Origin of the sequence: Rhodococcus sp. IEGM 1241, assembly GCF_033142365.1 — a bacterium.
In the GTDB taxonomy this organism is placed as follows: Bacteria; Actinomycetota; Actinomycetes; order Mycobacteriales; family Mycobacteriaceae; genus Rhodococcus_F; species Rhodococcus_F erythropolis.
Genome location: NZ_JAWLSE010000002.1, coordinates 820,620 through 846,070 on the forward strand (window position 1 = coordinate 820,620; position 25,451 = coordinate 846,070).

Below are 25,451 nucleotides of genomic sequence, written 5' to 3' on the forward strand. Positions count from 1 at the left end.
TCGGAGGGGCGGTGACTCCCGCTCGATCAGTTCCGCACAGCGTTGGCCATGGCGGCCAACGAGAGGGCCTGACGAGCACGGTCGAGGACAACCGCACGAGAGATGTCGATGTGCGATACCAGTGCCTCGTGCGCTTGCGGAATCTTGCCGTCCAGAACCAGTTCGACGACGGAGATATGTTCCTCCACGGTGGCCTTCATACGGTCGGGAGTCAGGTAGTCGAACATCCGCACGGGGCGCAGCTTCGAGTTGACGGCCTGCAAGGCGTCGACCAACGCGTGGTTTCCGGACGAGGCGAGGAGCGCGATGTGGAACTCCTCGTCGAGCGTCACGAAACCGGCGTCCGGTACCGGCATCTGTTTGAGAAATGCGTACCACTTGTCGAGCTCGGAACCGAGCGCGTCTCGATCATGAGCGGGGGCCTCACCGTCGAGTACCCGACGAAGCCCGTGCACCTCGAGGAGTATGCGCAGCTCGTAGAGGCCACCCAACTCGTCGAGGTGCGGTCGGTACGGAAAGAGTCCGTGTTCGTCGCGCTCGACCAGCCCGTCGGATTCCAACTTTGCGAGCGCTTCGCGCACCGGTGTTCGCGAGACACCGTAGAGATGGGCCAGGCGTTCCTCGCCCAGTCGTTCCGAGGGCGCGATCTGACCGGACATCAGATCGTTTCGGATCGACCGGTAAACCTGTTCGCGCAGCGGCGGCCGCACACTCATGTCAGATTGCCATCGCTCGACGAACCGCCTCGGTGGACGTGGTGCCGCCCTCACCGGTCGAGGTCACGTGTCCGGCCGCGAGAATGCTGTAATGCTGAGCAGATTGGAGCGCGAAACCGATGTGCTGCTCGACAAGGAGGACACCGAGATCGCCGCGCTCGGTGAGTTCCATGACGGTTCTTTCGATTTCGGCGACCACGTTGGGCTGAATACCCTCGGTTGGTTCGTCGAGGATGAGGATCTTGGGCTCGGTGATCAATGCGCGGGCGATGGCAAGTTGTTGGCGCTGCCCGCCGGAGAGAAGTCCCGCGCGACGGTCGAGGAGTGTGGTGAGCGCGGGAAACAGATCCAATGCCTCTGCGATGAGCGCCTTTCCGCGTTTGCGCCCGTCGGCGACCACCCGAAGATTCTCGGCAGTTGTCAGTTGTCCGAACGACTGCTGACCCTGCGGTACGTAGGCAAGTCCGCGAGCGACGCGGGCGCTCGGCCGTAGTCCGGTGATGTCCTCACCGTTCAGAAGTACCTTTCCCCGCGTAGGTTTGATCAGACCGACGGCGGCGCGCAGCAAGGTGGTTTTACCCGCACCGTTGTGACCCATGACTGCCGCAACCCCGTCGCTGGGAACCAGCAGGGAAACGCCGTGGATCACTTCGGTGCGTCCGTAGCCGGCGCGGATGTCGACGAGCTCGAGCATGATTCAGTCCTCCGGGGTCGGTTCGGTGTCGGCGCCGAGATCGGTTCCGGCAGCGGCTGTGCCGAGATAGACCTCTTGCACCTTGGGGTCGGCTTGAACCTCCGCCACAGTTCCTTCGGCGAGTACTTTCCCAGCGGCGAGCACTGTGACGGACGTGGCGAACGATCGCATGAAGTCCATGTCGTGCTCGACCACGACGACGGTTCGTGCACCGCCGATGCGCCGTAGAAGGTTTCCGGTTTCCTCGCGCTCCTCCAGGCTCATCCCAGCGACGGGCTCGTCGAGTAGTAGCACGGAACAGTTCTGCACCAACAACATTCCGATTTCGAGCCACTGTTTCTGCCCGTGCGCCAGAATGCCCGCGGGAGTGTCTCTGAGGTGCTCCAAGCCGGTTGTCTCCAGAGCCTCCTCGATCTCGGGGAGCACACCTTTGCGCCTTCGGAGCAGGTTCCACGCCGATCGACCGGCTCCCGCCGCGATGTCGAGATTCTGCAGCACCGAGAGTTCTTCGAAGACGCTTGCCGTCTGGAAGGTTCGCCCGACGCCGAGGCGGGCGATCTTGTGAACCTTCTTGCCGAGCAGTTGCTCGCCGGACTTCGTGATCGAACCCGTCGCGGGAACGAGTCCGGTGATGGCGTCGACCAGCGTTGTCTTTCCAGCCCCGTTCGGGCCGATGAGAAACCTGAGGTCGCCCTGCATGAGGGTCAAGTCGACGCCGTCGACGGCCTTGAAACCGTCGAAGCTGACCGAAAGGTTCCGTACTTCGAGGTACTCGGACGACATTCCGGCGTTGCCGCCCAGTGCCGGTGTGGGTTCGCTGGTGGCGGTTGTGTTGGTCATGACGACACCTCCACTGGTTCGGGTTGGGAGACCTTGACCGGCGGGTCGGCCGGGGTCTCACGCTTCTTGCGGTGGCGCATCAGGGCGAACAATCCGGCCACACCTGCCGGGAAGAACCCGACCACGACGATGAACATCAACCCTTGTGCGTAGATCCATCCCGAAGGGAGTTTCTCCGAGAATGTCGACTGCGCCCAAGCGACGCCGATCGCACCGAGTACCGGACCCAGAAGCGTTGCGCGGCCACCGATCGCGACCCCGATGAGGAAGGCGATTGACGGAACGATCCCGACGTCGGCGGGGGAGATGATGCCCACGATCGGAACGAACAGCGCACCGGCGATACCGGCGAGGAACGCCGCGGTCACGTAGGCGACCAGTTTGATGTTCGCCGGATCGTATCCGAGGAAACGTACGCGCTCCTCTTGATCGCGGACGGCGACGAGGAGTTCGCCGTATCGGGAGTTCATCAGCTGGCGAATCAGAGCGACCGATGCGAGAAGAACTCCGGCGGCGATGAAGAACAACATCTGCTTGTTCGCCGGATCGTTGAGGTTGAAACCGAAGAACGTGCGAAAGCGGTTGAGGCCGTTGCTGCCACCGATCGACTGCTGGCCGATCAAGAGGATCGCGAAAGCCGCGGCGAGTGCTTGCGAGAGGATCGCGAAGTATGCGCCCTTGACTCTCCGCTTGAACACACCGAGTCCGAGGAGAAAGGCAACAGCGCCAGGCAGGAAAAGGATGGCGAAGATCGCCACGAATGGCGAGGCGAACGGTTGCCAGTATCCCGGAAGTTCTGTTTTGCCGGCGATGGACATGAAGTCCGGGACCGCGTCGCCCTTGAGTTCGGCATCGGCGATCTTGAGGTGCATCGCCATCACATATGCGCCGATTCCGAAGAAGACGCCCTGGCCGAGCGTGAGCATTCCGCCTCTGCCCCAAGCCAAGCCGATGCCGACAGCGACTATGGCGAAGCACAGGAATTTGGCCAACAGTGACAGCCTGAAGTCCGAGAGCACAGCCGGAGCGATGGCGAACAGCACGATCGCGGCAAGTGCAAATCCGCCCCACACCCGAATTCGGGAATTGTTCAGGATGCTCATACGAGGCTCCTCGTCTTGACTGCGAACAGGCCCTGCGGCCGAACTTGAAGGAAGACGACGATGATGACGAACACGATCACCTTCGCGATCGACGCCGTCGTCGAGTACTCGATGAACGAGTTCAAGATGCCGAGGGCGAAGGCTGCGATCACGGCTCCCTTCATCTGACCGAGACCGCCGACGACGACAACAAGGAAGGCGTCGATCAGATACGACTGGCCGATGGTCGGGCTGGTGGAACCGATGAGTGTCAACGCGACACCCGCGACGCCGGCGAGTCCGGAACCGAGGAAGAAGGTCGTGATGTCCGTACGACGAGAAGAGATTCCGCTCGTCTCGGCCAGATCGCGATTTTGGACGACGGCCCGGATGCGTCGACCCATCGACGACTGCTTCAGTGCGACCGAAAGCGCGATCACCGCTGCGATCGCCAACACCAGAATGAAGATGCGGGTTTTCGGTACCACGGCGCCGAAAATATCGACCCCACCCGAAAGCCAGCTCGGCGCCGAAACATTGACTGCCGGCGCGCCGAAGATGTCGCGCGCCAACTGCTGAAGGATCAATCCGACGCCGAATGTCACCAACAGGGTGTCGAGGGGTCGGTGGTACATCCGCGATACCAGGACCACTTCGAGCACGACACCCATCAGTCCGCCGACGACAAAACCGACGAGCAGAGAAATGATCAACGATCCCGTTGCATTCGAGATCACCTGCTGCACTACGTATGCGGTGTACGAGCCGGCCATGATGAACTCGCCGTGTGCCATGTTGATGACACCCATCTGCCCGAACGTGAGAGACAATCCCAACGCTGCCAACAGGAGAATCGATCCGATACTCAAACCCGTGAACAACTGTCCGATCACAACATCCATGACAGACGCTCCACCTCTCTACTCGTCGATTCCGTCAATTCCGCCTTTCGTCGATCAGCTGCCGAGTCCCTCGGCCCAGGGGTAGTTCTTCAGGTACGGATCCGGCTCGATCGGCTGTCCCGAATCCCAGACCGTGTAGATCAGTCCGTCGGAACGGATTTCGCCGATTCGGGCAGTCTTGGTGATGTGGTGGTTGTCGCCGTCGATGGTGACGAGTCCTTCGGGTGCCTGGAAGGTCACACCGTCGGCGTTGTCCTGAATATCCTTGACCGCAAACGAGTTGGCCTTCTCGACGGTGTTCTTCCAGAGGTAGACGGAGGTGTATGCCGCTTCCATCGGATCGGACGTGGGCTTGTCCTGGCCGAACTTCGCCTTGTACGCCTCGACGAACTTCTTGTTCTCGGGGGAGTCGATGGTCTGGTAGTAGTTCCACGCCGTCAGCTGGCCTTCGACGTTCTGGACTCCGATACCGCCGACCTCTTCCTCCGCAATGGAGACGGAGACGACGGGCATGTCGGCGGGCTTCAGGCCGACATTCGAGTATTCACGGAAGAACGCGACGTTGGAATCGCCGTTGAGTGTGTTGAACACGGCATCGGCGTCGGCTGTGCGGACCTTGTTCACGATGGTGGAGAAGTCGGTCGAGCCCAATGGCGTGTAATCCTCGCCCTTGATCTCGATGCCGTTCGCTGCCGCGTAGGCCTTGATGATGCGGTTGGCGGTCTGCGGGAACACGTAGTCGCTGCCGACCAGATACAGCGACTTGACGCCCTTCTCCTTCAGGTAATCCAGAGCCGGGATGATCTGCTGGTTGGTCGTTGCACCCGTGTAGAAGATGTTCTTCGAATCTTCCAGCCCCTCGTACTGGACCGGGTAGTAGAGCAAGGAATTGTTGTCCTCGAACACCGGCAGCATGGCCTTGCGGCTCGAGGAAGTCCAGCCACCGAAAACTGCTGCGACGCAATCGCTGCTGATCAGTTTCTCGGCCTTCTCGGCGAACACTGTCGGCTCCGACGCGCCGTCCTCTGCCACGATCTGGATCTTCTTGCCCAGCACACCGCCGGAATCGTTGATCTCCTGCACCGCCAACGAGATGGAGTCGCGGACCGTCACTTCACTGATGGCCATGGTGCCCGAGAGTGAATTCAGAGAACCGACCTTGATCGTGTCCCCCGAGGTGTCGACGCACGACGTAGCCGTCGAATCTCCCGATGCGGTGTCTGTCGCCTTGCTTCCGCAGCCGGTGAGAACCAAGCCCAGCGCGGCGAGAGCGGCCGGCGCGGCAAGGGTGCGCTTCGAGAAGGTTCGCATGTACGGGCCTTTCGTGTCGATGGCTCTGGCAGACAATGGCTCTGACAGATCTGTATCCGGAGTGCGTATACAACGCTGTATTCGTCGAGTGCACAGAGTAGGTGGAAGTTGTTGCGGTGGAATGACTGTCGGTGACAAGTGTGTGTCCGGTGTTTCGATTGGATGTCCAGGACCTCACACCGCAGGTCAGCGAGGGTGCGGTGTTAGCATCGACGAGAAATTGATCAAGCACTCGCTTGACGATCGGAACGTCGGAAGGATCTTCTCGTGCGCTCGACCCGACGGGACGAAATACTCGCTCATGCGGCCAAGCTGTTCAGTGAGCGGGGAATCGCCGCGACGACGGTACGCGACATCGCCGACGAAGTCGGGATTCTCTCCGGCAGCCTCTACCACTACTTCGACTCCAAGGATGCGATAGCCAACGAGATCGTCGTCCGGTTTCTCGAAGACCTCAACGTCAGGTACGAAGACTCGATCGAGTCGGGAGGTTCGGCCCGAGATCGCCTGGCAACGATGGTCTCGGTGTCTTTTGCATCGGCGGTGGATCACCCGTATGCCACGGAGGTCTACCAGGGAGAAGCCATACTTTCGTCGCAACCGGCGGACGCGCCCATCACCATCCTGGTTCAGAAGGCACACAGATACTGGCGATCGGCTATCGCTCGCGGAATTGCCGACGCGGAGTTTCGGGAAGACATCGATCCCGAACAGTTTCACCGTCTCCTGCGTGAATCCGTCTGGTCCACCGTCGCGCAGTATCGCCCGCAGCTTTCCGAGTTGGCGGATGATCTGCAGCGCAATCTGATTTCGGTTTTCCTGGACGGCTTCGCCGCACGTTCCGTCGACGGCGAGCCGGTGGCACGCATTGCGCAGCGCACGACGAAGAAGGAAGCGCAGGCCGTATCTCCTGCCTCCGAATTTGCCGAACTCCGCTCTGATGTCGACGAATTGAAGTCCGTCATTCGCGAACTCAGCTCCTCGATCCGGCAGCTGCAGAAGCCGTAACACCGCAGTTCCTGCGCGTGTAGTTCGAATTTTGACTATCGGTGTGACCCAGTGCATACTTCTGTCCACACTCATAAATCAAGCGCTTGTTTGATTTACCAAGCACAGTTTGGACGGGAGTTCGATGTGAGACTCGGAAAGGCGATTGCCGTCTGCGCGGCAGTGGTCCTCGGGGCGAGCGCGTGCGCATCTGCCGGTGTCATTCCCGAAGACACCATCGTCATCGGTTTGGACGAGGACTCCACCGGGCCCGGTGCGTCGTACAGCACGATCGCCGGCAAGACCGTGCGTATGACTGTCGACCTGATCAACCAGGCCGGCGGAATCAACGGCAAGCAGGTCGAATTGGTTGTCGAGAATGACGAGAGCAGTCCCACCAAGACCCCGTCGATCATTCGGAAGTTGGTCGATCACGGATCAAGTGCGGTCATCCTCGCCACCGGCAGCGGGTCGGTGCTGCAGGCCAAGTCGATTCTCCAGCAGTCGAAGATTCCCGCGATAGCTCCGGTCGTTCTCAGCGACGCCTTTGCCTCGGCGCCCGACAACGACTTCTCGTTCATGATTCCGAACTCGTTGAAGCAGTACGCCCAGGTGTACTGCGGGGCTTTCGAGAAGATGGGGTACAAGTCCCTGGGAATTCTCGGTGACGCGAGTGCGTCCATCGACGGAATCATCAAGACCCTGCGGCCGGCGCTCGAGAAGTGCGCGAGAGTGACGGGCGTTGAAAAGGCGCCGGTCGATGCCGCGGACATCACCGCACAGGTCTCACGTCTCGCGGAAACCGAACCGGACGCGATTCTGGTCGCCAGTATCGGCGGGCACTTCGAAATCCTCGCGCACAACACGTTGTCGAAGATCACCCCACAGACGCAACGCTTCTCACTCGCTTCCATCGGAAACCAGCCCGCATCTTGGGCTTTGGCGGACCCGAAGGCGTTGAGCGGCATGGTGTACATGGGCTCGCTCAGTGAGAACAACCCGAGAACCGCCGAACTGCGTCGCAAGGTGCAGGCGGTGAAGGGGCCTGATTATCAACTGACTGCCTACGACGCACAGGCGTACGACGCCGTCATGATGTTGGCCGAGGCAATCGAAATTGCCGGCGACCACCGAGATCGGACGGCCGTTCGTGATGCTCTTCAACAGGTTTCGGCACTTCCCGCCAGCTTCGGCCAGGACGGATTGACACTGTCGTTCTCCTCGCAGGATCACCTGGCTCCGGACAGCCTCTGCGGACTGGTGCTCGTCGAATTCGGTGAGGACAACAAGCCGGCCCATCCGTGGGATTCCTACCAACCCCCGTGTGGATAACCGAGGAGCCTTGACATGACAGACGCACAACTGTGGCTCGCTGCCATCGAGATCGGTGCATTCTTTTCACTGATAGCCCTCGGAATGTATCTCGTGGTGGTCGGCGCCGATTTCTTCAATTTTGCGATGGGTCCGTATGCGATGGCTGCGGCCATGGCGTCGAGTTGGGTCGCGATCAATTGCGGGCTCGCTCTCTGGATTGCCATGCCGCTAGGGATCGCGGTAGCGGTGGCGCTGTCGATCCTGACGGAAAAGCTTGTGGTCAAACAGGTTCAGAAGCGATCGGGTCGTGGGGAACTACCGGCGTTGGTGGCTGTGACCGCAGTACTGTTCGGGATCCAGCAGCTCGCCGGCACTGTCTTCGGCCGCACACCACTTCCCGGGCAGAAGATCTTCGACTTCGATCCGATATCGGTGCTCGGTGCCACCGTCGACAGTTCGACCGTTGTACTCGTCGTCGGAACTGCCGGGATCTTCGTCGGTATCGGACTGTGGCTGAACCGGTCCACCTCGGGCCGTCTGCTTCGCGCCGTCGGCGACAGTCCGGATGCCGCCCGCGTCCTGGGCTTGCCGGTGGATCGGGTACGCCTCATCGCGTTCACCCTCGCGGGTGTGATCGCCGCCGTCGCCGGACTTCTGTTCGCTCCCAAGGCCGGTGTTCAGTTCACGAGCGGTCTGTCATGGACGCTGACGGCATTCATCGCACTCGTCATCGGTGGTACCGGCCGGAGTTGGGCTCCGCTGATCGGCGGAATGGTGTTGGGCGTCGTCCAGGTATTCGCCCCGTACTACTTCGGTGCGAGTGCTGCTCAAACCGCGATTCTGTTGATTGCCCTGGTGTTCTTCGCTTTCCGTCCGGAAGGCTTGCTCTCGAGGAAGGTTCGCGTCTGATGGCCTCGCTTTCTACCAGTCCGCTGACGTCAAATCCGCCCACTCCGGCCGGCAGTTCCCGGACGAGGATGCTCGCTGTGTCACGGGAAGCGCTGATCACCGTGGTCGTGGTCGCTGCCGTGCTGCTGTGGATGGGGCCGAGTCTGTACCGACAGGATCTGGTGTTCCTCGCTGCGACGTATTCGCTGATCGCCCTCGGCATGTACGTGCCATTCGTGCTCGCGGGATCACTGTCGATGGCGTACAGCGCGTATGCGGCGATCGGCGCGTATGCCGTTGCGCTGATCTCGGTTCGGACCGGGTTGTCGATGTGGTGGGGATGGATTCTCGGCGCCCTCGCCGCTGCAGCGGTTGCAGTACTCCTCAGCTTGGCAACGCAGAAACTCTCCGGCTTCTACCTTGCCGCGGTGACCTTGTTGTTCGGTATCGCTTTCGAGCACTGGTTGATCGACGGACCGAGTTTCACCGGCGGATCGGCCGGGATCTCGGGTGTCGAGACTGTGACGATGTTCGGCTGGGAGCCACCGCGCTACGCATTGGTCGTGTTCGCGATCTTGTTCGTGTGTCTGATCGCGGTCGCTGTCGATCGACTCCGGAAATCGGTGTGGGGGCTGATGTTGCAAGCTGCCCGCGACAATCGTAATGTCGCACGGTCTTCCGGCGTCAATCCTGCGCACCTGACCGTCGTGGCGCTGGCGATCGGTGCCGCGATCGCGTCGACCGGCGGATCGCTTTTCACCGTGTCGGTGCAAGCTGTCACTCCTGAAACCTTCACTCTCAGTATTGTTTTCCTTGCAATCTTCATGCCGATCATCGGCGGTCGCGGTTCGGCGTGGGGTGCTCCGCTCGGTGCATTGATCGTGGTGATCGTGACGCTGAACATGCCCGGCTACCAGGGAAGCGGCGAACTCCTGCTTGCCGGAGCCGTCCTGGTGATCCTCATCGTCGCGCCTGGTGGGGTGATCGGTTGGAGTCAGAACGTTCTGGGTCGAATGAACCGTCTGTACAAGGAGCGTGGCAATCGATGACTCGGCTACTCGAAGTGAGCGGGCTCCACAAGTCCTACGGCGGCGTCCGCGCTGTCGACGATGTCTCGTTCAGCGTCGGACCGGGAGAGGTGATCGGACTGGTCGGCCCGAACGGGGCAGGCAAGACCACACTGGTGGACTGCATCTTCGGCACACAGCAAGCAGATTCCGGAACCGTCGCGCTCGCGGGTGCTGCCTTGACCGGGCCGTCGGAGCGCCGTGCACGGCAAGGGCTCTCGCGCACGTTTCAACATCCGCAGCTCGCGGCGGAACTCGACGCCGTCGACAACATCATCCCGGGACTGTACGGGCACAAGATCACCTCACCTCTGCACTCGCTGTGGTGGGCGATCAAAGGACCTTTCGAGAACTGGGACCGGACAGCACAGCGGGCCCGGGAGATTGCTGCGCGATACTCGGTCACCGACGTCGAGAGTGCTTGCGGGGATCTCAGTTTGGGGGCGCAGCGTCTGGTCGAGGTGGCGCGGGCGATGGCGACCGAACCCGATGTTCTCCTGTTGGACGAACCGTTTGCCGGCGCGGATCACGACGGCATCGCTGCCATCTCCGGTGCCGTGCGATCGATTGCCGCGCAGGGCAAAGGAGTAGTCCTGGTCGATCACAACGTCGATCTCATCGCGGCGCTCGCCACCAAGATCGTGCTGCTCAATTTCGGATCAGTGGCGTTCTACGGACCACCGCAGGAGTGCTTGGCCAGCGACGCGATGCGAGAAGTCTATTTCGGTTCCGAATACGAGGAAGGCGCCTGACATGCTCGAACTCGACAGAGTCACAGTTCGATACGGATCCGCTGTCGCCGTCCGGGAAGTCTCCCTTGTCGCCCCCGCCGGTGAAGTGACAGCGATCGTCGGGCCGAACGGTGCAGGCAAGACCAGCTTGGCGGGATCCATCTACGGCTCGGTTCCCGCCACCGGGACAATCAAATTCGATGGTCGAGAGATCCAGAAATTATCGGCACTGCATCGTGTCCGCAGCGGATTTGCCTACGTACCCCAAGGCAGGCAACTGTTCATGCGAATGTCCGTTCGCGAGAACCTACGCGTCGGCGCAGACCTGCTGGGATTGAAAGCCGAAGCCGTGGAAACAGCTTTCGAGAGGTTCCCGATCCTGCATGAACGCTCCGAGAGTTATGCCGGGGTCCTCAGCGGTGGTGAGCAGCAGATGTTGGTTCTGGGGCGGGCCCTTCTGGAAACCCCGAAGGTGTTGCTCCTCGACGAGATGATGACAGGACTGGCACCGAAAATCGTCGCGGAGCTGCGAGCGCTGGTCGGGGGTCTGGCCGCCGAGGGTGTGACCGTCATCGTGACGGAACCGGCACTTACTGCACTGAAATCGGTTGTCGACCGCGGATATGTCATGCAGCGCGGCGAACTCGTCCGCGAATGCGATTCCGCAGCGACACTGGACAACGCGTACAAACAATCGATGGGCGTACTCAGCGCCGACGGGAGATGATCGACGATCATGCTTGAAACGAAGACACTCGACTTCACCGTCGGTGAATTCGCCACGAATCCGGACCGGTTCGCCGGCGTCAGCATCAGCGAAATGGTCAGGCATTGGTCTGAGACCATCCCGGACGAAACCGCCTTCGTCACTCCGGAATCGAGGGTGTCGTGGAAACAGTACGACGCGGCTGCCGATGCGATCGCGTCGGCGCTGGATCTAGCTGGTGAGGGATACGGACATGTAGCCGTGTTGCTCCCCGACACCGCTGTATTCCATGCGGCTCTCTGCGCAGCATTTCGTACCGGCCGCGTCGCGGTCGGAATCGGTTCGCGCTCGGGCATTCGCGAGATCTCTCATCTGATCGCCCGCTCGGAAGCCTCCGTACTCGTCACCACTCGCACGCTGCGCGGCGTCGATACCGCCGAACTCGTGGCGAGTCTGCGGGCAGAGCATCCCGGACTGGACGTCGTCTTCGCCGACGAACGCGCCGACGTGAGTTTCGAACGCGTGAGTGCAAACGGCGAACTCACCTCGTTTCCGGTCGAGCTAAAGCAGTTCCCCGCAACCAGTCCGTGTTTTGTCACGTCAGCCGTTTCGATGCTGAACTCGACGTCCGGCACAACGGGCCTACCCAAACTGGTCACACAAACCGAGGATCGTTGGGTTGGTTTCTCCGAGATTGCCGCCGAGGCGGCGGCGATCGGTCCGGATGAGGTGTTCCTCGGCGCGGTTCCGGCACCTTTCGGATTCGGCCTCTGGACTTCGCATTTCCTGCCGGCGCTACTCGGTGCTCGCAATGTCGTCATGGAACGCTTCGACGTTTCGGTGATGATCGAGTTGATCGAGCGCGAACGGGTGACTGCTTTGAATTGTGTGAGTACACAATTCAAGATGCTGTTGCGTTCGGAGGCCGCGGAATCGGCCGATCTCTCGTCACTTCGTTTCATGTTCACCGGTGGTGAAGCCGTGCCGTATTCGGAGGCACTGGCCTTCGAACAACGTACCGGAGCGGCTGTCCTGCAGTTCTACGGATCAAACGAAACCGGCGCCGTCTCGGTGACGACGGTTTCGGACGGTTCCGATACCCGACTGAAGACGTGCGGCCACGTCATCGATCGCATGCAAGTTCGTGTATTCGACGATGCGGCAAAGGAAGTGACCGGCTCCGTCCGTCGCGGTCAGCCTGCGGTCAACGGCCCGCTGATGTGCCAGGGTTATTGGGGCGACGTCGATGCAAACGACGAGTTGTACACCGACGACGGTTGGATGCTTCTCGGCGACATCGTCGAGATCGACGAGACCGGGCGGGTGCGTGTGGTCGGGCGCAAAGCCGACATCATCATTCGAGGCGGCAAGAACATTTCCGCGGTCGAGGTCGAGGAGTACGTGCGCGCGCATCCTTCGGTGGAACTGGTCGCCGTGGTCGGAGTCGACGATCCGCTGTTCGGTGAGAAGGTCTGTGCGGTCGTCGTGTCCGCCGATGACGATCTGAGTTCGGTGGACCTGACCGCCTGGCTGCAGAGCCGAGGAGTGACCCGCGAGTACATACCCGAGTACGTGATGACGGTCGCCGAATTGCCGATGGCGGCAGGCGGCAAAGTAGCCAAGGGCGAAGTCAAGGCACTCGCGCAGCGGCGGATCGCTGAACTCGGCTGATCGCGCCTGACAGTACCGGCGTCGCGTTACGCTGATCCGGACATTTTGCCGAGAGTGAAGGAAACCCGATGACGAACCCTTCACCGCATCGGTGGCGCAGGCGCTTGCTATGGGCTCTGGCAATTGTGTTCGTTCTGGTCGGAGCCGTGGTTCTGGCCTTCGTTCTGAGCCCGAGACCTGGCGCACTCACCGTGCGATGGGTCTTCGATCGTGATGCCGTGAAAGTCACCGAGGCGCTCGAGAAGCATGCGCCCGAAGGCGTCGACTCGATCAAGGACCAGCAGTACCGCGCCGATGACGACGACGCATACCTGGATGTCTACTTTCCCGCAGCGACAACGACCGCATTGCCTACGGTGATCTGGACTCATGGCGGTGCCTGGATCTCGGGAAGCAAGTCCAACTACGCGCCGTACTACGAGTTGCTGGCCTCTCGTGGCTACACCGTTGTGTCCCTGGACTACTCACTCGGACCCGAGCACCACTATCCGACCGCGGTGCGGCAGCTCAACGACGCGCACGCGTACGTCGTCGCGAATGCGGAACGACTGCATGTTGATCCGACGAAGATTGTTCTCGCCGGTGATTCTGCGGGAGCGCAACTCACGAGTCAGCTCGCCGCTCTCATCACTGATCCCGCGTATGCGGACCGAGTGGGCGTGAACCCGTCGCTGCGGCCGGATCAGTTGCGCGGAGTAGTCCTCAACTGTGGCATCTACGACGTCGGGAATATGGTCGGCGGGCCAGGCATCATCGGCTGGGGAGTTGATCGGTCCCTATGGGCGTATACCGGGGTGCGCGACTTCATGAGTACCGAAGCGGCGGATCAGATGTCGACCTTGAACTACGTCACCGATCGATTTCCGCCTGTCTACGTCAGCGGCGGCAACGCGGATCCTTTGACAGATTCTCAGTCGAAACCGTTGGCTGACAAATTGACGGGGTTGGGAGTTGGGGTCGACACACTGTTCTATCCGGCCGATCACGTTCCGGCGCTCGGTCACGAGTATCAGTTCGATCTGGACAATGCCGACGGTCTCACTGCACTCGATCGCACGGTTCAGTTTCTCGACGCACATACCCGCTAGTTGTCGGATGATGCTGAGACGCTAAAGAAATGGTCATTTCAGACAAAGCGCCGCGGGTGTGTTGCCGGGGAATTCTCGACTAGTCCTTTTGGTCTAGCCTGGGTGAATCCGATCCGACCCCAGGAGTTGTTGTGCGTGCGTCTTCCCCCGACAGACGGCGAAGGCGCATTGTCGGAATCGCTGCGGTATTCGTCGTCATTCTGCTGTCCGGTGTGGCCGCGGCGCTCGTCAGTCCGTGGCCGGGAGTTCTCCTCGTACGGTGGATGTCGGCGGGTGGCTCCGAAGCGACTCACGCACAACTCGACAGGCACGCGCCATCAGGAATCGTCTCGGTCCTCGATCAGTCGTATCGCGACGGCGACGACGATGCGCAACTCGACGTGTACTACCCGTCGGAGTCCACTTCACCGCTGCCGACGGTGATCTGGGTACACGGCGGTGGCTGGATTTCAGGTTCGAGAACCGATGCGGCCGGTTACTACAAACTGCTGGCAGATCAAGGGTTCACAGTGATTTCGGTGGACTACTCACTGGGACCAGATGCGTATTACCCCACCGCAGTGAATCAACTGAACGACGCGTATCGATTTATCGTGAGCAATGCGGACAGGTTGCATGTCGATTCGAACAATCTCTTTCTTGCGGGAGATTCGGCAGGCGCGCAGTTGTCCAGTCAGTTGGCGACGGTCATGACCAGCCCTGATTACGCGTCGGAAATGGGTGTGGAGCCGGCATTACGTCCCGAGCAGATACGCGGAGTTGTCCTCGACTGTGGGGTCTTCGATCTGAAACCGCTGCTGTCACAGGGGAAGTACTTCGGTTGGGGCGTCGACAAGCAATCGCTGTGGGGGTATCTCGGAACGAGGGACTTCGATGGGTCGACTGCAGTGGGTCAGATGTCGACACTGGGCCATGTGACCTCGGACTTTCCAGCGACGTTCATCACCGGCGGAAATGTCGACCCACTGACCGCCAGCCAGTCGAAACCCATGGCAGAACGGCTCGCCGATCTGGGCGTCGAAGTAGACGCACTGTTCTACCCCGAAGATCACGAGCCTGCGCTGGACCACGAATATCAGTTCGACCTCGATACCGTGGACGGGATGATCGCGTTCGATCGCACAGTCGCGTTCCTGCGCAACTACGTGCGTTAGCGCGGTCAGCGAATCACGTAAGGCGAAATCGAACTCCGGTGCTCGCTGATGTCGAGGTCTTTACCCAAGGGAGGGAAGGCACGCTGCGGACAGTTGAGGCGTTCGCAGACGCGGCAGCCCGAGCCGATCGGCGTTCCCGGATTCGACTCGTCCAGATCCAGACCGTCGCTGTAGACGAGTCGGTGGGCGTGTCGAATCTCGCATCCCAATCCGATGGCGAAGATCTTTGCGGGCTGTCCGTATCGAGCCGCTCGACGTTCGACCGTGCGAGCAACCCAGAGGTATCGGCGGCCGTCGGGCATCTGTGCGATCTGGGGCATGATCTTGCCCGGATACGAGAACGTCTCGTAGACGTTCCACAGCGGGCACGTACCGCCGCTGGTGGAGAAGTGGAATCCGGTGGCGGACTGACGCTTCGACATGTTTCCGGCACGATCGACACGGACGAACATGAACGGAACCCCGCGAAGTTTGGGGCGCTGCAGAGTCGAGAGGCGGTGGCAGATCGTCTCGTAGCTCGCGGAATAGAAGGCGGACATGCGCTCGATGTCGTACCGGAAGTCCTCGGCGACGTCGTGGAACTGGCTGTATGGGAGCACGGTGGCCGCCGCGAAGTAGTTGGCCAATCCAAGTCGCGCCAAAGAGACCGACGCTTCGCTGGTGAAGTTGCCTTCGGCCACCAACGAGTCGAGCAGATCGCCGTGCTCGAGGTACGCGAGTTCTGTCGCGAACTTGAAGACCTGTTGCCCGCCGGAGAGCCGTGCGGAGATTTCCAGGACCCTGGTATCCGGGTCGTAACGATGAAGTATGTTCTCGCCCAGGTCGACTCGTCGAACGATCTGCACGCCGTGGACGGTTTCGAGGCGTCTGGCGATCTCGCCGGCGACGTCGCCGCGATGAAAGCGCATCCGGGCAGTCAGTTCTTCGGCCGCGGTGTCGAGATCGTGAATGTAGTTCTGCCGCTGATAGAAGTAGTCGCGCACTTCCTCGTGCGGCATGGTGATCGAACCGCTGCCGCTGCCGTCCGAGAAGCGGTCTTCCGTCGCTGCGGCGAGCTGCGCCGTCGTGTTGCGGAAGCGGCGATGCATGTTGACCATCGCCTTTGCCAGGCCCGGGTGTGTGGAGACCATCTCCGCGATTTCGTGGGCGTCGGCGTCGATGCCCATCTCCTGATCGAGGGCAACTTCACGCATTTCCGCGATCAGGCGCGTGTCGTCCTGTGGGGAGAAGAAGGTGGTGTCGACGCCGAAGACTTCACTGATTCGCAGGAGGACCGGCACGGTGAGTGGCCGGACGTCGTGCTCGATCTGATTGAGATAGCTTGCCGAGATCTCCAGCGTCTTGGCCAGCGAAGCCTGACTCAACCCGCGCTCGGTCCGCAGTTGGCGGAGCCGGACACCGACAAAGGTTTTCGACATTTTCCCAGGATACGAGTGACAGTCCGGCTTCGCAAAGGTGGGTTTGCAGAATTCGCACCGGCACCCCCTGTGAGTGGTTGAGGAGTCCTCACACTCCTCAACCACTCACGGGGCCGGAGGCCTAGACCCTGTTCTCCGAACGCGGAGCGCCGATTCCGGGATCGATCTGGAACGGTCCGCTCGACGAGGGTGCGAGGGGGAAGTCGAAGATCGCAGTCGGGAGATACACCGTCGAACACGAGTTGGGGATATCCACGACGCCAGACAGGCGGCCCTCGATCGGTGCCGCACCCAGCAGCAGGTACGCCTGCTCCGGCGCGTACCCGAACTTGGTCAGGTACTCGATCGCATGCAGGCACGCACGCTGGTAGGACAGATGTGAATCCAGGTACTTCTGTTCGCCGTCCAACGTGACGGAAGTGCCCGAGAACGCAAGCCACTCGGAATACTGCGGATCTGTGTTGCCCGGCATGAAGATGGCGTTCTCGGAAACGCCGTAGGTATCCATTCCGCCCTTGATGATGTCCACACGAAGATCGATGAAGCCGCCCATCTCGATGGCACCGCAGAAAGTGATCTCACCGTCGCCCTGGGAGAAGTGAAGATCGCCGACCGACAGATTCGCACCGTCCACGAATACCGGATAGAAGATTCGGCTGCCCTTGGTGAGGTTCTTGATGTCCTGGTTTCCACCGTTCTCGCGAGGGGGAGCGGTGCGCGCCGCCTCGCCGGCTACGCGCGTGTACTCGTCACCGGTCAAGGTTCCCAGTACTGCATCGCGGGGCTCGGGCGGAAGTGCAAGCGGGGGAACCCGATTGGGATCGGTGGCAATGAGGGCGCCCTCGCGGGCATTCCACTTGGCGAGCAACGCCGCCGACGGAGCAGTACCCATCAGCCCCGGGTGGACGATGCCCGTGAACGAGACGTGCGGAATGTGACGCGACGTCGCCGTTTGGCCGGAGAAATCCCAGACGGCCTTGTACGCGTCGGGGAACTGTTCGGTGAGGAAGCCGCCGCCGTTGTTCCGAGGGAAGATGCCCGTGTACCCCCAGCCTTGGCCGGCCAACGGACCCGAATCTTCTTGGGGGATAGGCCCGATATCCAAGATGTCGACGATCAAGAGGTCGCCGGGCTTCGCGCCTTCGACGGAAAAGGGGCCGGACAGCGTGTGGACCGTGGTCAGTGGTGCATTGAGAATGTCGTCGGCCGAGTCGTCGTTGTGTATTGCGCCGTCGAACCATTCGCGGCAATGGACGCGAAACGCATCACCGGGTTTCACAGTCACCGCCGCCGGGATGTCCGGGTGCCACCGATTGTGGCCGACGATCGCCTGGTCGGTGAATTTCTTGGCGGAATCGAGTGGAAACAGCAGTTCAGGCATATGCACTCCTCATTCTCGAAGAAACGGAAAACTCGTGGCGGCAGGACTTTCGTGTCGGATCGGGACTCACGGCGAAGACGCGCGGTGAGGACGCTCAGGGGCGAGGTAGCTTGCGGTGCAACGGATTGGACGTCGTCGGGGCAGATTGTCGGCCACGGCCGGGTAGTGACCCACTGACCACGGCAGGCTCGTGAGCTGATCGGGCAGTGCTGTCCAGTAAACCCATCGCGGTTGACGAGCTGTGACTCAAACGGGGAGACGAGACAACACGCTTCGATTCGAGACTGCACTGGGGGCAACGGATCGACTGGGGCACTTCGGCCATCGCGAACGACCGCTCGAGCGGGCCGCAGCCGGTACAGCGAAACTCGTACAGAGGCATGCGGTCACGCTATCGGAGGATCCGTAAGTGCGACACTGGAACGACACGCACCGGGTTGCCGATGCCGCAATTGCGCCCGTCAGCGCAAGTACACAACCGCGTTGTCTCCGCCGGTACAGGTGACGATGCCGGAGGTCACCTTGCATGCCATCGTGTACTCCTTGCCGGTCACCGGACTACGTGCGGACACGGTGCTGGAGGCACCGGCGGCACCGGAGTTTCCGTAGGCGATCCGAACTGCCTCGGCAAACTCGCACGAAGTTTTGCCCCCACTTGTCGCGGACTCCTTGTAACTTCCGGCCGGCTGCCCGCCGGGGCAGGCGGACGCACCGGCCGGGAAGTTCGCGGCGCGTGTGGTCGTCGGGGATGTCGTGCTGGGAGCGGTTGTCGTGGTGCCGGGTGTGTTCGCGGCGGTGATGGTGGTCTGGGCCGCGCCACCGGCGGCCGAGTTGGGGACGTCCTTCGGCCAGAGGACCCAGGCAAGCCCGCCGAAGAGAGCCAACACAGTGATAACTCCGATTACGGATACCGGAATCACCCAGCCGGGCCGACGCCGCGGCGGATTTCCACGTGGCGGTGCAGGCGGGAATCCCTGGGGCGGGGGATACGACTGCGGCGCGGCCCGGTAGCCCAACTGCGGCGGCTGTGGACCGGATTGCGACCATGCCTGGTTGTTCGGTGGCCGCTGATAGTTGTCCGGCACCGCTTTATCGCCCGGTCGGGGGCGTCGAACGACAAGTCATGGTTCGACAGCATATGGCCGGCGAATGGGTTGTCTGTGGCTTTCTGACGGGTAGATCCCTGGAATTGCCCGAGCGAAGCCTGTTGCCACGAAGTGATTGCGGTCACTTGCGAGTCGTGAAGTTGTCTCCGAAGTAGCGGATGGGCCTGTTCCGAGTGCCGCGCGAACTGCCGGAATTTGCAAGTGACGGAGTTGAGTGCATTTCGTTCACAGCCTGCGGTTTCTTTGCTACTCGCCAGTACGGAACCTGTCCGATTGGGTAGTACCAGCCGTGTAGGAATCTTCACAGACTTAGCAAAGTGTGTTGAAAAGGTAGCGAAGATTGGCATTAGCAACAGGTAGACGGCACTTTTTCGATGTGCCATTCTCGGTAAGTACACAAGAAGGGCCTGGCAAGTATGTGAAGTAGTACGCACGTACTGCTCACAACAGGCCGGACCAGCAGATCAAAGAGATGGAGTCTTGATGTCGACCACCGGCACCCCGAAGACCGCAGCTGAGCTCCAGCAGGATTGGGACACCAACCCTCGCTGGAAGGGCGTTACTCGTAACTACACGGCCGATCAGGTCGTCAAGCTCCAGGGCACCGTCGTCGAGGAGCAGACCCTCGCTCGTCGCGGATCCGAGATCCTGTGGGATCTCGTGAACAACGAGGACTACATCAACTCCCTCGGTGCACTTACCGGCAACATGGCTGTGCAGCAGGTTCGCGCCGGCCTGAAGGCCATCTACCTCTCCGGTTGGCAGGTTGCCGGCGACGCTAACCTCTCGGGCCACACGTACCCGGACCAGAGCCTCTACCCGGCCAACTCGGTTCCGACCGTCGTTCGTCGCATCAACAACGCACTGCTGCGCGCCGACGAGATCGCCAAGACCGAGGGTGACACCTCCGTCAGCAACTGGCTCGCTCCGATCGTTGCCGACGCCGAAGCCGGCTTCGGTGGCGCTCTCAACGCTTACGAGCTGCAGAAGGCCATGATCGGCGCCGGCGCTGCCGGTGTCCACTGGGAGGACCAGCTCGCTTCGGAGAAGAAGTGCGGCCACCTCGGCGGCAAGGTGCTCATCCCCACGCAGCAGCACATCCGCACCCTGACCTCGGCTCGCCTGGCTTCCGACGTTGCGGACGTTCCGTCCGTCATCATCGCCCGCACCGACGCTGAGGCTGCAACCCTCATCACCTCCGACGTGGACGAGCGTGACCGCCCGTTCCTCGACGGAACCCGCACGGCTGAAGGCTTCTACGGCGTCAAGAACGGCATCGAGCCCTGCATCGCTCGCGCCAAGGCTTACGCACCGTACGCAGACCTCATCTGGATGGAGACCGGCGTGCCGGATCTCGAGGTTGCAAAGAAGTTCGCCGAGTCCGTTCGCAGCGAATTCCCGGACCAGCTCCTGGCCTACAACTGCTCCCCTTCCTTCAACTGGAAGGCGCACCTGGACGACGCGACCATCGCGAAGTTCCAGAAGGAGCTCGGCGCGATGGGCTTCAAGTTCCAGTTCATCACGCTGGCCGGCTTCCACTCGCTCAACTACGGCATGTTCGACCTGGCCTACGGCTACGCCCGCGAAGGCATGACGGCATTCGTCGACCTGCAGGAGCGCGAGTTCAAGGCTGCCGAAGAGCGTGGCTTCACCGCCATCAAGCACCAGCGTGAGGTTGGCGCCGGCTACTTCGACACCATCGCCACCACCGTTGACCCCAACACCTCGACGGCAGCTCTCAAGGGCTCCACCGAAGAGGGCCAGTTCCACTAAGAACTGACTTCGGGTGGGGGAGAGGCTCGGCTTCGGGTCTCTCCCCTGCTTGTATCACCGCACTACTTTCTCTCGTCTTCAAGGCAGTTCCGATTGCGTCGGCCACCAGCGTCGACGCAGTTCGAAGTGCTTCTTTTACAACACCTTCACCAGACAAACTCCACGAGACAAACAAGGAGCTGACGTGACCAGCGAAAAAATTCAGCGCGTCGGCGTTATCGGCGCCGGAATCATGGGTGCCGGAATCGCCGAGGTGTGCGCCCGCGCACATGTCGATGTTCTGGTCTTCGAGCAGACTCGCGAGCTTGCAGCAGCCGGGCGTTCACGCATCCTGCGTTCGCTCGACCGCGGCGTGAGCAGCGGAAAGATCACAGAACGTGAGCGTGAGCAGGCCGCATGGCGTCTGCGTTTCACCTCCGATCTGGGAGATTTCGCGGACCGCCAGCTCGTCGTGGAGGCCGTCGTCGAAGACGAGAAGATCAAGAGCGAAATCTTCGCCGAGCTCGACGCGGTCGTGACGGATCCGGATGCGGTTCTCGCGTCCAACACGTCGTCGATCCCGATCATGAAGCTCGGCATCTCGACCAAGCGTCCCGAGCGAGTCATCGGTATGCACTTCTTCAACCCGGTTCCGGTTCTGCCGCTCGTCGAATTGGTGACGACGCTCAAGACCAGTGCCTCCGTCTCGCAGCGCGCCGAGGCTTTTGCCAGCGACATCCTCGGCAAGCAGGTCGTCCGCAGTGCCGACCGCTCCGGCTTCGTCGTCAACGCACTCCTGGTGCCGTACCTGCTCTCGGCGATCCGCATGGTCGAGTCTGGCTTCGCGACCAAGGAAGACATCGACAAGGCAACGGTTCTCGGCCTCGCGCACCCCATGGGTCCGCTGGCTCTGACGGACCTGGTCGGACTCGACACCGTCAAGTCCATCGCCGACTCCATGTACGAAGAGTTCAAGGAGCCGCTGTACTCCGCTCCGCCGCTGCTCCTGCGTATGGTCGAAGCCGGATTGACCGGCAAGAAGTCCGGCGCGGGCTTCTACGAATACGCCGACAACGGTCGCTCCACCAAGCAGGCAAGCTAAGGCCCAAAGCCCCTGTGCGCCTTTCTGGTAGTTCCGGCTACCACAAAGGCGCACAGGGCGCTCGCGCCCCTCGGTTAGAAAGGTCGACCGCATGTCCAGCAGCACTGCAGCATTCGGCTCCAGCGTCCTGGGGTATCCGCGCATCGGGCCGCGCCGTGAGCTCAAGCGCGCCCTCGAGTCCTACTGGCACGGCACTTCGGACAAGGACGCACTTCTCGCGGTCGCCAAGGAACTCCAGGAATCGACCTGGAGTGAACTGGCTGCGACGGGACTGAGCCAGGTTCCGGGCAACACCTTCTCCTTCTACGATCACGTCCTCGACAATGCGCTGCTCTTCGGCGCAGTGCCGGAGCGGTTCAAGCCGCTCGAGGGCGCCCTCGATCCGCTCGATTTCTACTTCACGATGGCCCGCGGTCGCCCGGACTTCCCGCCTCTCGAGCTGGTGCGCTTCTTCGGCACGAACTACTACTACCGTCAGCCCGAGATCGACGCGAACACGGTGTTCTCGCTCAACTCGGAGGCACTTCTCGACGAGTTCGAACGCGCTAAGGCGCGCGGCATCGAATTGCGCCCCGTCATCATGGGGCCCGTCTCGCTGCTTCTGCTCTCGAAGGTCGGACCTGCCACCGAGAAGTCCGATCCCAACTTCACCCCGCTCGACTTGTTGGACGCGCTCCTGCCCGAGTACGAGAAGCTCTTCGAGCAGCTCGCCAAGGCCGGTGCCACCTGTGTTCAGTTGGACGAGCCTTCGGTGACCGAGGACCGCACCCCCGAGGAGCTAGCCGCTCTTGGACGTGCGTACGAGAAGCTGTCGACGGCTCCGCTCCGCCCACGCCTGTTGGTGACGGGTCCGTACGGCAAGTTCGGCGAAGCCCTCAACATCTTGGCGCCCACCAAGATCGAGGCCTTCGGTCTGGACTTGGTGCACGGCAAGATCACGGCCGAGGAACTGGCCGCGGTGCCGAACATCAAGCGCAAGCGCATCTACGCGGGCGTCGTCGACGGTCGCAACGTCTGGCGCGTCGACCGGTTCAACACCTTGACGTACCTGAACGAACTCAAGGACGTTGTGCCCGACCTCGTCGTCTCCACGTCGTCGTCGCTGCTGCACGTGCCGTACGACGTGCTCTCCGAGTACGACATTCCAGGAGACGTCGCAGACCGTCTGGCTTTTGCGAAGCAGAAGGTCGGCGAGGTCGTCTCCCTGGCGAAGGCGCTCACCGAAGGTCCTTCGGACAAGTGGCGTAAGCGTCCGACGAAGGTGCACTTCAAGCTCAAGCACGCTGTCCGTGCTCGGGTCAACGCGATCAAGCCCGAAGATCGTGTGCGTGCACCGTACGAGGAGCGTCGTAAAGCTCAGCAGGAACGGTTGAACCTGCCCTTGGTTCCGGCCCAGACATTGGGTTCGTTCCCGCAGACCGACGCGATTCGCCAGGCTCGTTACGAACTCGGCCAGGGGCGTTTGGAGTGGGACGACTACTACAAGCGCATCCAGGAAGAGATCGAGCGCACAATCCGTCTGCAAGAGGACATCGGTCTCGATGTCTTCGTGCACGGCGAGCACGAGCGCAACGACATGGTCCAGTACTTCGCCGAACTGCTCGAGGGCTATGCCTTCACGCACAACGGTTGGGTTCAGGCCTACGGATCTCGTTGCACGCGTCCGCCGATTCTCTACGGCGACATCGCACGTCCGAAGCCGATGACGGTCGAATGGATTGCGTACGCGCAGTCGCTGACCGACAAGCCGGTCAAGGGCATGCTGACGGGTCCGGTCACCATGATCGCCCGTTCGTTCGTTCGTCAGGATCAGCCGCTCTACGAAACGGCAGAGCAACTGGCACTTGTCATTCGAGACGAAATCGCGGATCTCGAAGCTGCCGGAATCGCCATCATCCAGGTGGACGAGCCGGCAATTCGTGAACTGCTGCCACTGCGTGAGGACGGCCGGGAGGCCTACCTGGAGTGGGCCGTCGACGCGTTCCGTCTGGCAACAGGTGGAGCGAAGCCGGAAACACAGATCCACACACATCTGACGTACTCCGCTCGGTCGTCGGTGGTCGACGCCATCGAACGGTTGGACGCCGATGTGACGGCTATCGTCGCGACCCGCTCCATCACGTGGGTTCTCGAAGCACTCAAGGAAGGCGCGCTCACGCACGGCGTCGGCCCCGGTGTGTACGAATCTCGTTCGGCTCGGATTCCCGACATCGACGAGCTCGACGAATTGCTCACCGAGGCAAGCGAATCGATCTCTCTCGATCGTTTGTGGGCCAACCCGGACGGTGGCCTCAAGACCCGCCATCCATGGCAGCTCGAGCCTTCGCTGCGCAACATGGTTGCGGCCGCGAGGCGCCTGCGTCGTCGCGCCGAACAAGCGGAGCGCGACGCCGGGTAAGTCACGTCACGAACACGTCATGGAGGGGCCTGCGATTTGCAGGTCCCTCCATGCACGGGTAGGCATGTGTGCATGGTTACTGCTGCTGCTTACGCCGCGACGTCCGCTGACGGTCCGCTCGAGAAGACCACCGTCGAACGCCGCGAGCTCGGTCCACTGGACATTCTCATCGACATCAAATTTGCCGGCATTTGCCACTCCGACATCCACACCGCTCGCAACGAGTGGGGCGGAGCCAAGTACCCGATCGTCCCCGGACACGAAATCGCCGGCGTCGTCGCCGCCGTGGGTTCGGATGTCACCAAGCACAAAGTCGGCGACCGCGTGGGCGTCGGCTGCTTCGTCGACTCCTGCGGAGAGTGCGACGCCTGCCTGGCCGGCGAAGAGCAGTACTGCCGCAAGGGCGTGACCGGTACGTACAACGCCACCGGACGCGACGGCGAGCGCACTCAGGGTGGCTACTCGACGCACATCGTCGTCACCGAGCATTTTGTTCTCTCGATCCCCGAGGGCATCGAACTCGACGTTGCCGCGCCGCTGCTGTGCGCCGGCATCACCTTGTACTCACCGCTGCGGCACTGGAATGCCGGCCCCGGCAAGAAGGTCGCCATCATCGGGTTCGGCGGCCTCGGTCACGTCGGTGTGAAGATCGCCAAGGCGCTCGGCGCGGAAGTTACCGTCCTGAGCCAGACGCTCGGCAAGAAGGAAGACGGCCTTCGTCTCGGTGCCGATCACTACTACGCGACCAATGACCGTGAGACGTTCAAGGCTCTTCGCGGCGAGTTCGACCTGATCCTCAACACGGTCTCGGTCAATCTCGATATCGACGCCTACATGTCCTTGCTCGCCATCAACGGCACTCTCGTCGAACTGGGTCTGCCGGAGAAGCCGATCGAAGTTCGAGCATTCTCGCTCGCCGCAAACCGTCGTAGCCTCGCCGGCTCCATGGTGGGCGGTATCCCGCAGACGCAGGAGATGCTCGACTTCTGCGCCGAGCACGGCATCGGTGCAGAAATCGAACTGATTCCGGCGAGCGACATCAACGATGCTTACGAGCGCGTGATCAAGAGCGACGTTCGATACCGATTCGTGATCGACACCGCAACAATCTGACCCGCTCGGTCCCGCTCAGTCGAGTTGCTC

General features: G+C 61.5%; 23 protein-coding genes. 13 read left to right on the forward strand and 10 right to left on the reverse strand.

Going from position 1 to position 25,451, the window contains the following annotated elements; genetic code table 11:
• Positions 1-26: 26 nt before the first annotated feature.
• Genes R4P70_RS13515 through urtA form a run of 6 tightly spaced genes read right to left on the reverse strand, consistent with a single transcriptional unit; the run spans position 27 to position 5,545 of the window.
• A complete protein-coding gene (locus tag R4P70_RS13515; RefSeq protein ID WP_020906727.1) occupies positions 27-716 on the reverse strand; it encodes a GntR family transcriptional regulator in 690 nt (229 codons plus the stop codon).
• Position 717: 1 nt separating this feature from the next.
• Positions 718-1,410, reverse strand: a complete 693-nt coding sequence (gene urtE / locus R4P70_RS13520) for an urea ABC transporter ATP-binding subunit UrtE (protein ID WP_003941544.1) — start codon at positions 1,408-1,410, stop codon at positions 718-720.
• A gap of 3 nt (positions 1,411-1,413) precedes the next feature.
• Positions 1,414-2,250: an urea ABC transporter ATP-binding protein UrtD gene (gene urtD, locus R4P70_RS13525; RefSeq protein WP_019744448.1), complete on the reverse strand. Its 837-nt coding sequence runs from the start codon at positions 2,248-2,250 to the stop codon at positions 1,414-1,416.
• The gene (gene urtC, locus R4P70_RS13530; RefSeq protein WP_020906728.1) at positions 2,247-3,353 is read right to left on the reverse strand and encodes an urea ABC transporter permease subunit UrtC; all 1,107 of its coding nucleotides are present in this window, start codon (positions 3,351-3,353) and stop codon (positions 2,247-2,249) included. Before urtC ends, urtD begins: the two co-directional genes overlap by 4 nt.
• Entirely contained in the window at positions 3,350-4,234 is an 885-nt protein-coding gene (urtB, locus tag R4P70_RS13535) for an urea ABC transporter permease subunit UrtB (RefSeq protein ID WP_003941514.1), read from the reverse strand. Before urtB ends, urtC begins: the two co-directional genes overlap by 4 nt.
• Positions 4,235-4,288: 54 nt before the next feature.
• Complete coding sequence (gene urtA, locus R4P70_RS13540) at positions 4,289-5,545, reverse strand: urea ABC transporter substrate-binding protein (RefSeq protein ID WP_019744446.1); 1,257 nt, start codon at positions 5,543-5,545, stop codon at positions 4,289-4,291.
• 267 nt (positions 5,546-5,812) lie between these two features.
• Here urtA and R4P70_RS13545 point away from each other — a divergent pair, with 267 nt between their 5' ends.
• From R4P70_RS13545 to R4P70_RS13585, 9 genes are all read left to right on the forward strand, one after another.
• Complete coding sequence (locus tag R4P70_RS13545) at positions 5,813-6,553, forward strand: helix-turn-helix domain-containing protein (protein WP_317830926.1); 741 nt, start codon at positions 5,813-5,815, stop codon at positions 6,551-6,553.
• A gap of 126 nt (positions 6,554-6,679) precedes the next feature.
• Positions 6,680-7,864 (forward strand): ABC transporter substrate-binding protein, encoded by a 1,185-nt coding sequence (locus tag R4P70_RS13550; protein ID WP_019744444.1) that lies wholly within the window; start codon positions 6,680-6,682, stop codon positions 7,862-7,864.
• Positions 7,865-7,879: 15 nt separating this feature from the next.
• Positions 7,880-8,755 (forward strand): branched-chain amino acid ABC transporter permease, encoded by an 876-nt coding sequence (locus tag R4P70_RS13555; protein WP_317830927.1) that lies wholly within the window; start codon positions 7,880-7,882, stop codon positions 8,753-8,755.
• Positions 8,755-9,783: a branched-chain amino acid ABC transporter permease gene (locus tag R4P70_RS13560; protein ID WP_084325138.1), complete on the forward strand. Its 1,029-nt coding sequence runs from the start codon at positions 8,755-8,757 to the stop codon at positions 9,781-9,783. Before R4P70_RS13555 ends, R4P70_RS13560 begins: the two co-directional genes overlap by 1 nt.
• Positions 9,780-10,553, forward strand: a complete 774-nt coding sequence (locus tag R4P70_RS13565; protein WP_046378188.1) for an ABC transporter ATP-binding protein — start codon at positions 9,780-9,782, stop codon at positions 10,551-10,553. The genes R4P70_RS13560 and R4P70_RS13565 overlap by 4 nt, the downstream gene beginning before the upstream one ends.
• A 1-nt stretch (position 10,554) precedes the next feature.
• Positions 10,555-11,259 (forward strand): ABC transporter ATP-binding protein, encoded by a 705-nt coding sequence (locus R4P70_RS13570; RefSeq protein WP_317830929.1) that lies wholly within the window; start codon positions 10,555-10,557, stop codon positions 11,257-11,259.
• A 9-nt stretch (positions 11,260-11,268) separates the two neighbouring features.
• Positions 11,269-12,909, forward strand: a complete 1,641-nt coding sequence (locus tag R4P70_RS13575) for a class I adenylate-forming enzyme family protein (RefSeq protein WP_317830930.1) — start codon at positions 11,269-11,271, stop codon at positions 12,907-12,909.
• A gap of 68 nt (positions 12,910-12,977) precedes the next feature.
• On the forward strand, positions 12,978-13,997 hold the full coding sequence (locus tag R4P70_RS13580; protein ID WP_317830931.1) for an alpha/beta hydrolase: 1,020 nt from the start codon (positions 12,978-12,980) through the stop codon (positions 13,995-13,997).
• 131 nt (positions 13,998-14,128) lie between these two features.
• Positions 14,129-15,151 (forward strand): alpha/beta hydrolase, encoded by a 1,023-nt coding sequence (locus R4P70_RS13585; RefSeq protein ID WP_070384577.1) that lies wholly within the window; start codon positions 14,129-14,131, stop codon positions 15,149-15,151.
• Between the two features lie 5 nt (positions 15,152-15,156).
• On the opposite strand, the gene ramB is transcribed toward R4P70_RS13585, so the two are convergent.
• The 4 genes from ramB to R4P70_RS13605 all read right to left on the reverse strand — a co-directional run bounded on the left by ramB (position 15,157) and on the right by R4P70_RS13605 (position 19,035).
• Positions 15,157-16,569, reverse strand: coding sequence for an acetate metabolism transcriptional regulator RamB (gene ramB / locus R4P70_RS13590; RefSeq protein ID WP_019744436.1), 1,413 nt, complete (start codon positions 16,567-16,569; stop codon positions 15,157-15,159).
• A 121-nt stretch (positions 16,570-16,690) separates the two neighbouring features.
• Complete coding sequence (gene fmdA / locus R4P70_RS13595) at positions 16,691-17,950, reverse strand: formamidase (protein ID WP_019744435.1); 1,260 nt, start codon at positions 17,948-17,950, stop codon at positions 16,691-16,693.
• Between the two features lie 94 nt (positions 17,951-18,044).
• Positions 18,045-18,332, reverse strand: coding sequence for an FmdB family zinc ribbon protein (locus R4P70_RS13600; protein WP_020906737.1), 288 nt, complete (start codon positions 18,330-18,332; stop codon positions 18,045-18,047).
• 79 nt (positions 18,333-18,411) lie between these two features.
• A complete protein-coding gene (locus R4P70_RS13605; RefSeq protein ID WP_244891388.1) occupies positions 18,412-19,035 on the reverse strand; it encodes a serine/threonine protein kinase in 624 nt (207 codons plus the stop codon).
• Positions 19,036-19,539: 504 nt separating this feature from the next.
• On the opposite strand from R4P70_RS13605, the gene aceA reads away from it, so the two are divergent.
• The 4 genes from aceA to R4P70_RS13625 all read left to right on the forward strand — a co-directional run bounded on the left by aceA (position 19,540) and on the right by R4P70_RS13625 (position 25,421).
• Positions 19,540-20,829: an isocitrate lyase gene (gene aceA, locus R4P70_RS13610; RefSeq protein ID WP_003941533.1), complete on the forward strand. Its 1,290-nt coding sequence runs from the start codon at positions 19,540-19,542 to the stop codon at positions 20,827-20,829.
• A 184-nt stretch (positions 20,830-21,013) separates the two neighbouring features.
• Positions 21,014-21,910: a 3-hydroxybutyryl-CoA dehydrogenase gene (locus tag R4P70_RS13615; RefSeq protein WP_003941541.1), complete on the forward strand. Its 897-nt coding sequence runs from the start codon at positions 21,014-21,016 to the stop codon at positions 21,908-21,910.
• Positions 21,911-22,001: 91 nt separating this feature from the next.
• On the forward strand, positions 22,002-24,308 hold the full coding sequence (metE, locus tag R4P70_RS13620; protein WP_019744430.1) for a 5-methyltetrahydropteroyltriglutamate--homocysteine S-methyltransferase: 2,307 nt from the start codon (positions 22,002-22,004) through the stop codon (positions 24,306-24,308).
• 72 nt (positions 24,309-24,380) lie between these two features.
• Positions 24,381-25,421, forward strand: coding sequence for an NAD(P)-dependent alcohol dehydrogenase (locus R4P70_RS13625; RefSeq protein ID WP_019744429.1), 1,041 nt, complete (start codon positions 24,381-24,383; stop codon positions 25,419-25,421).
• The last annotated feature ends 30 nt before the right edge of the window (positions 25,422-25,451 follow it).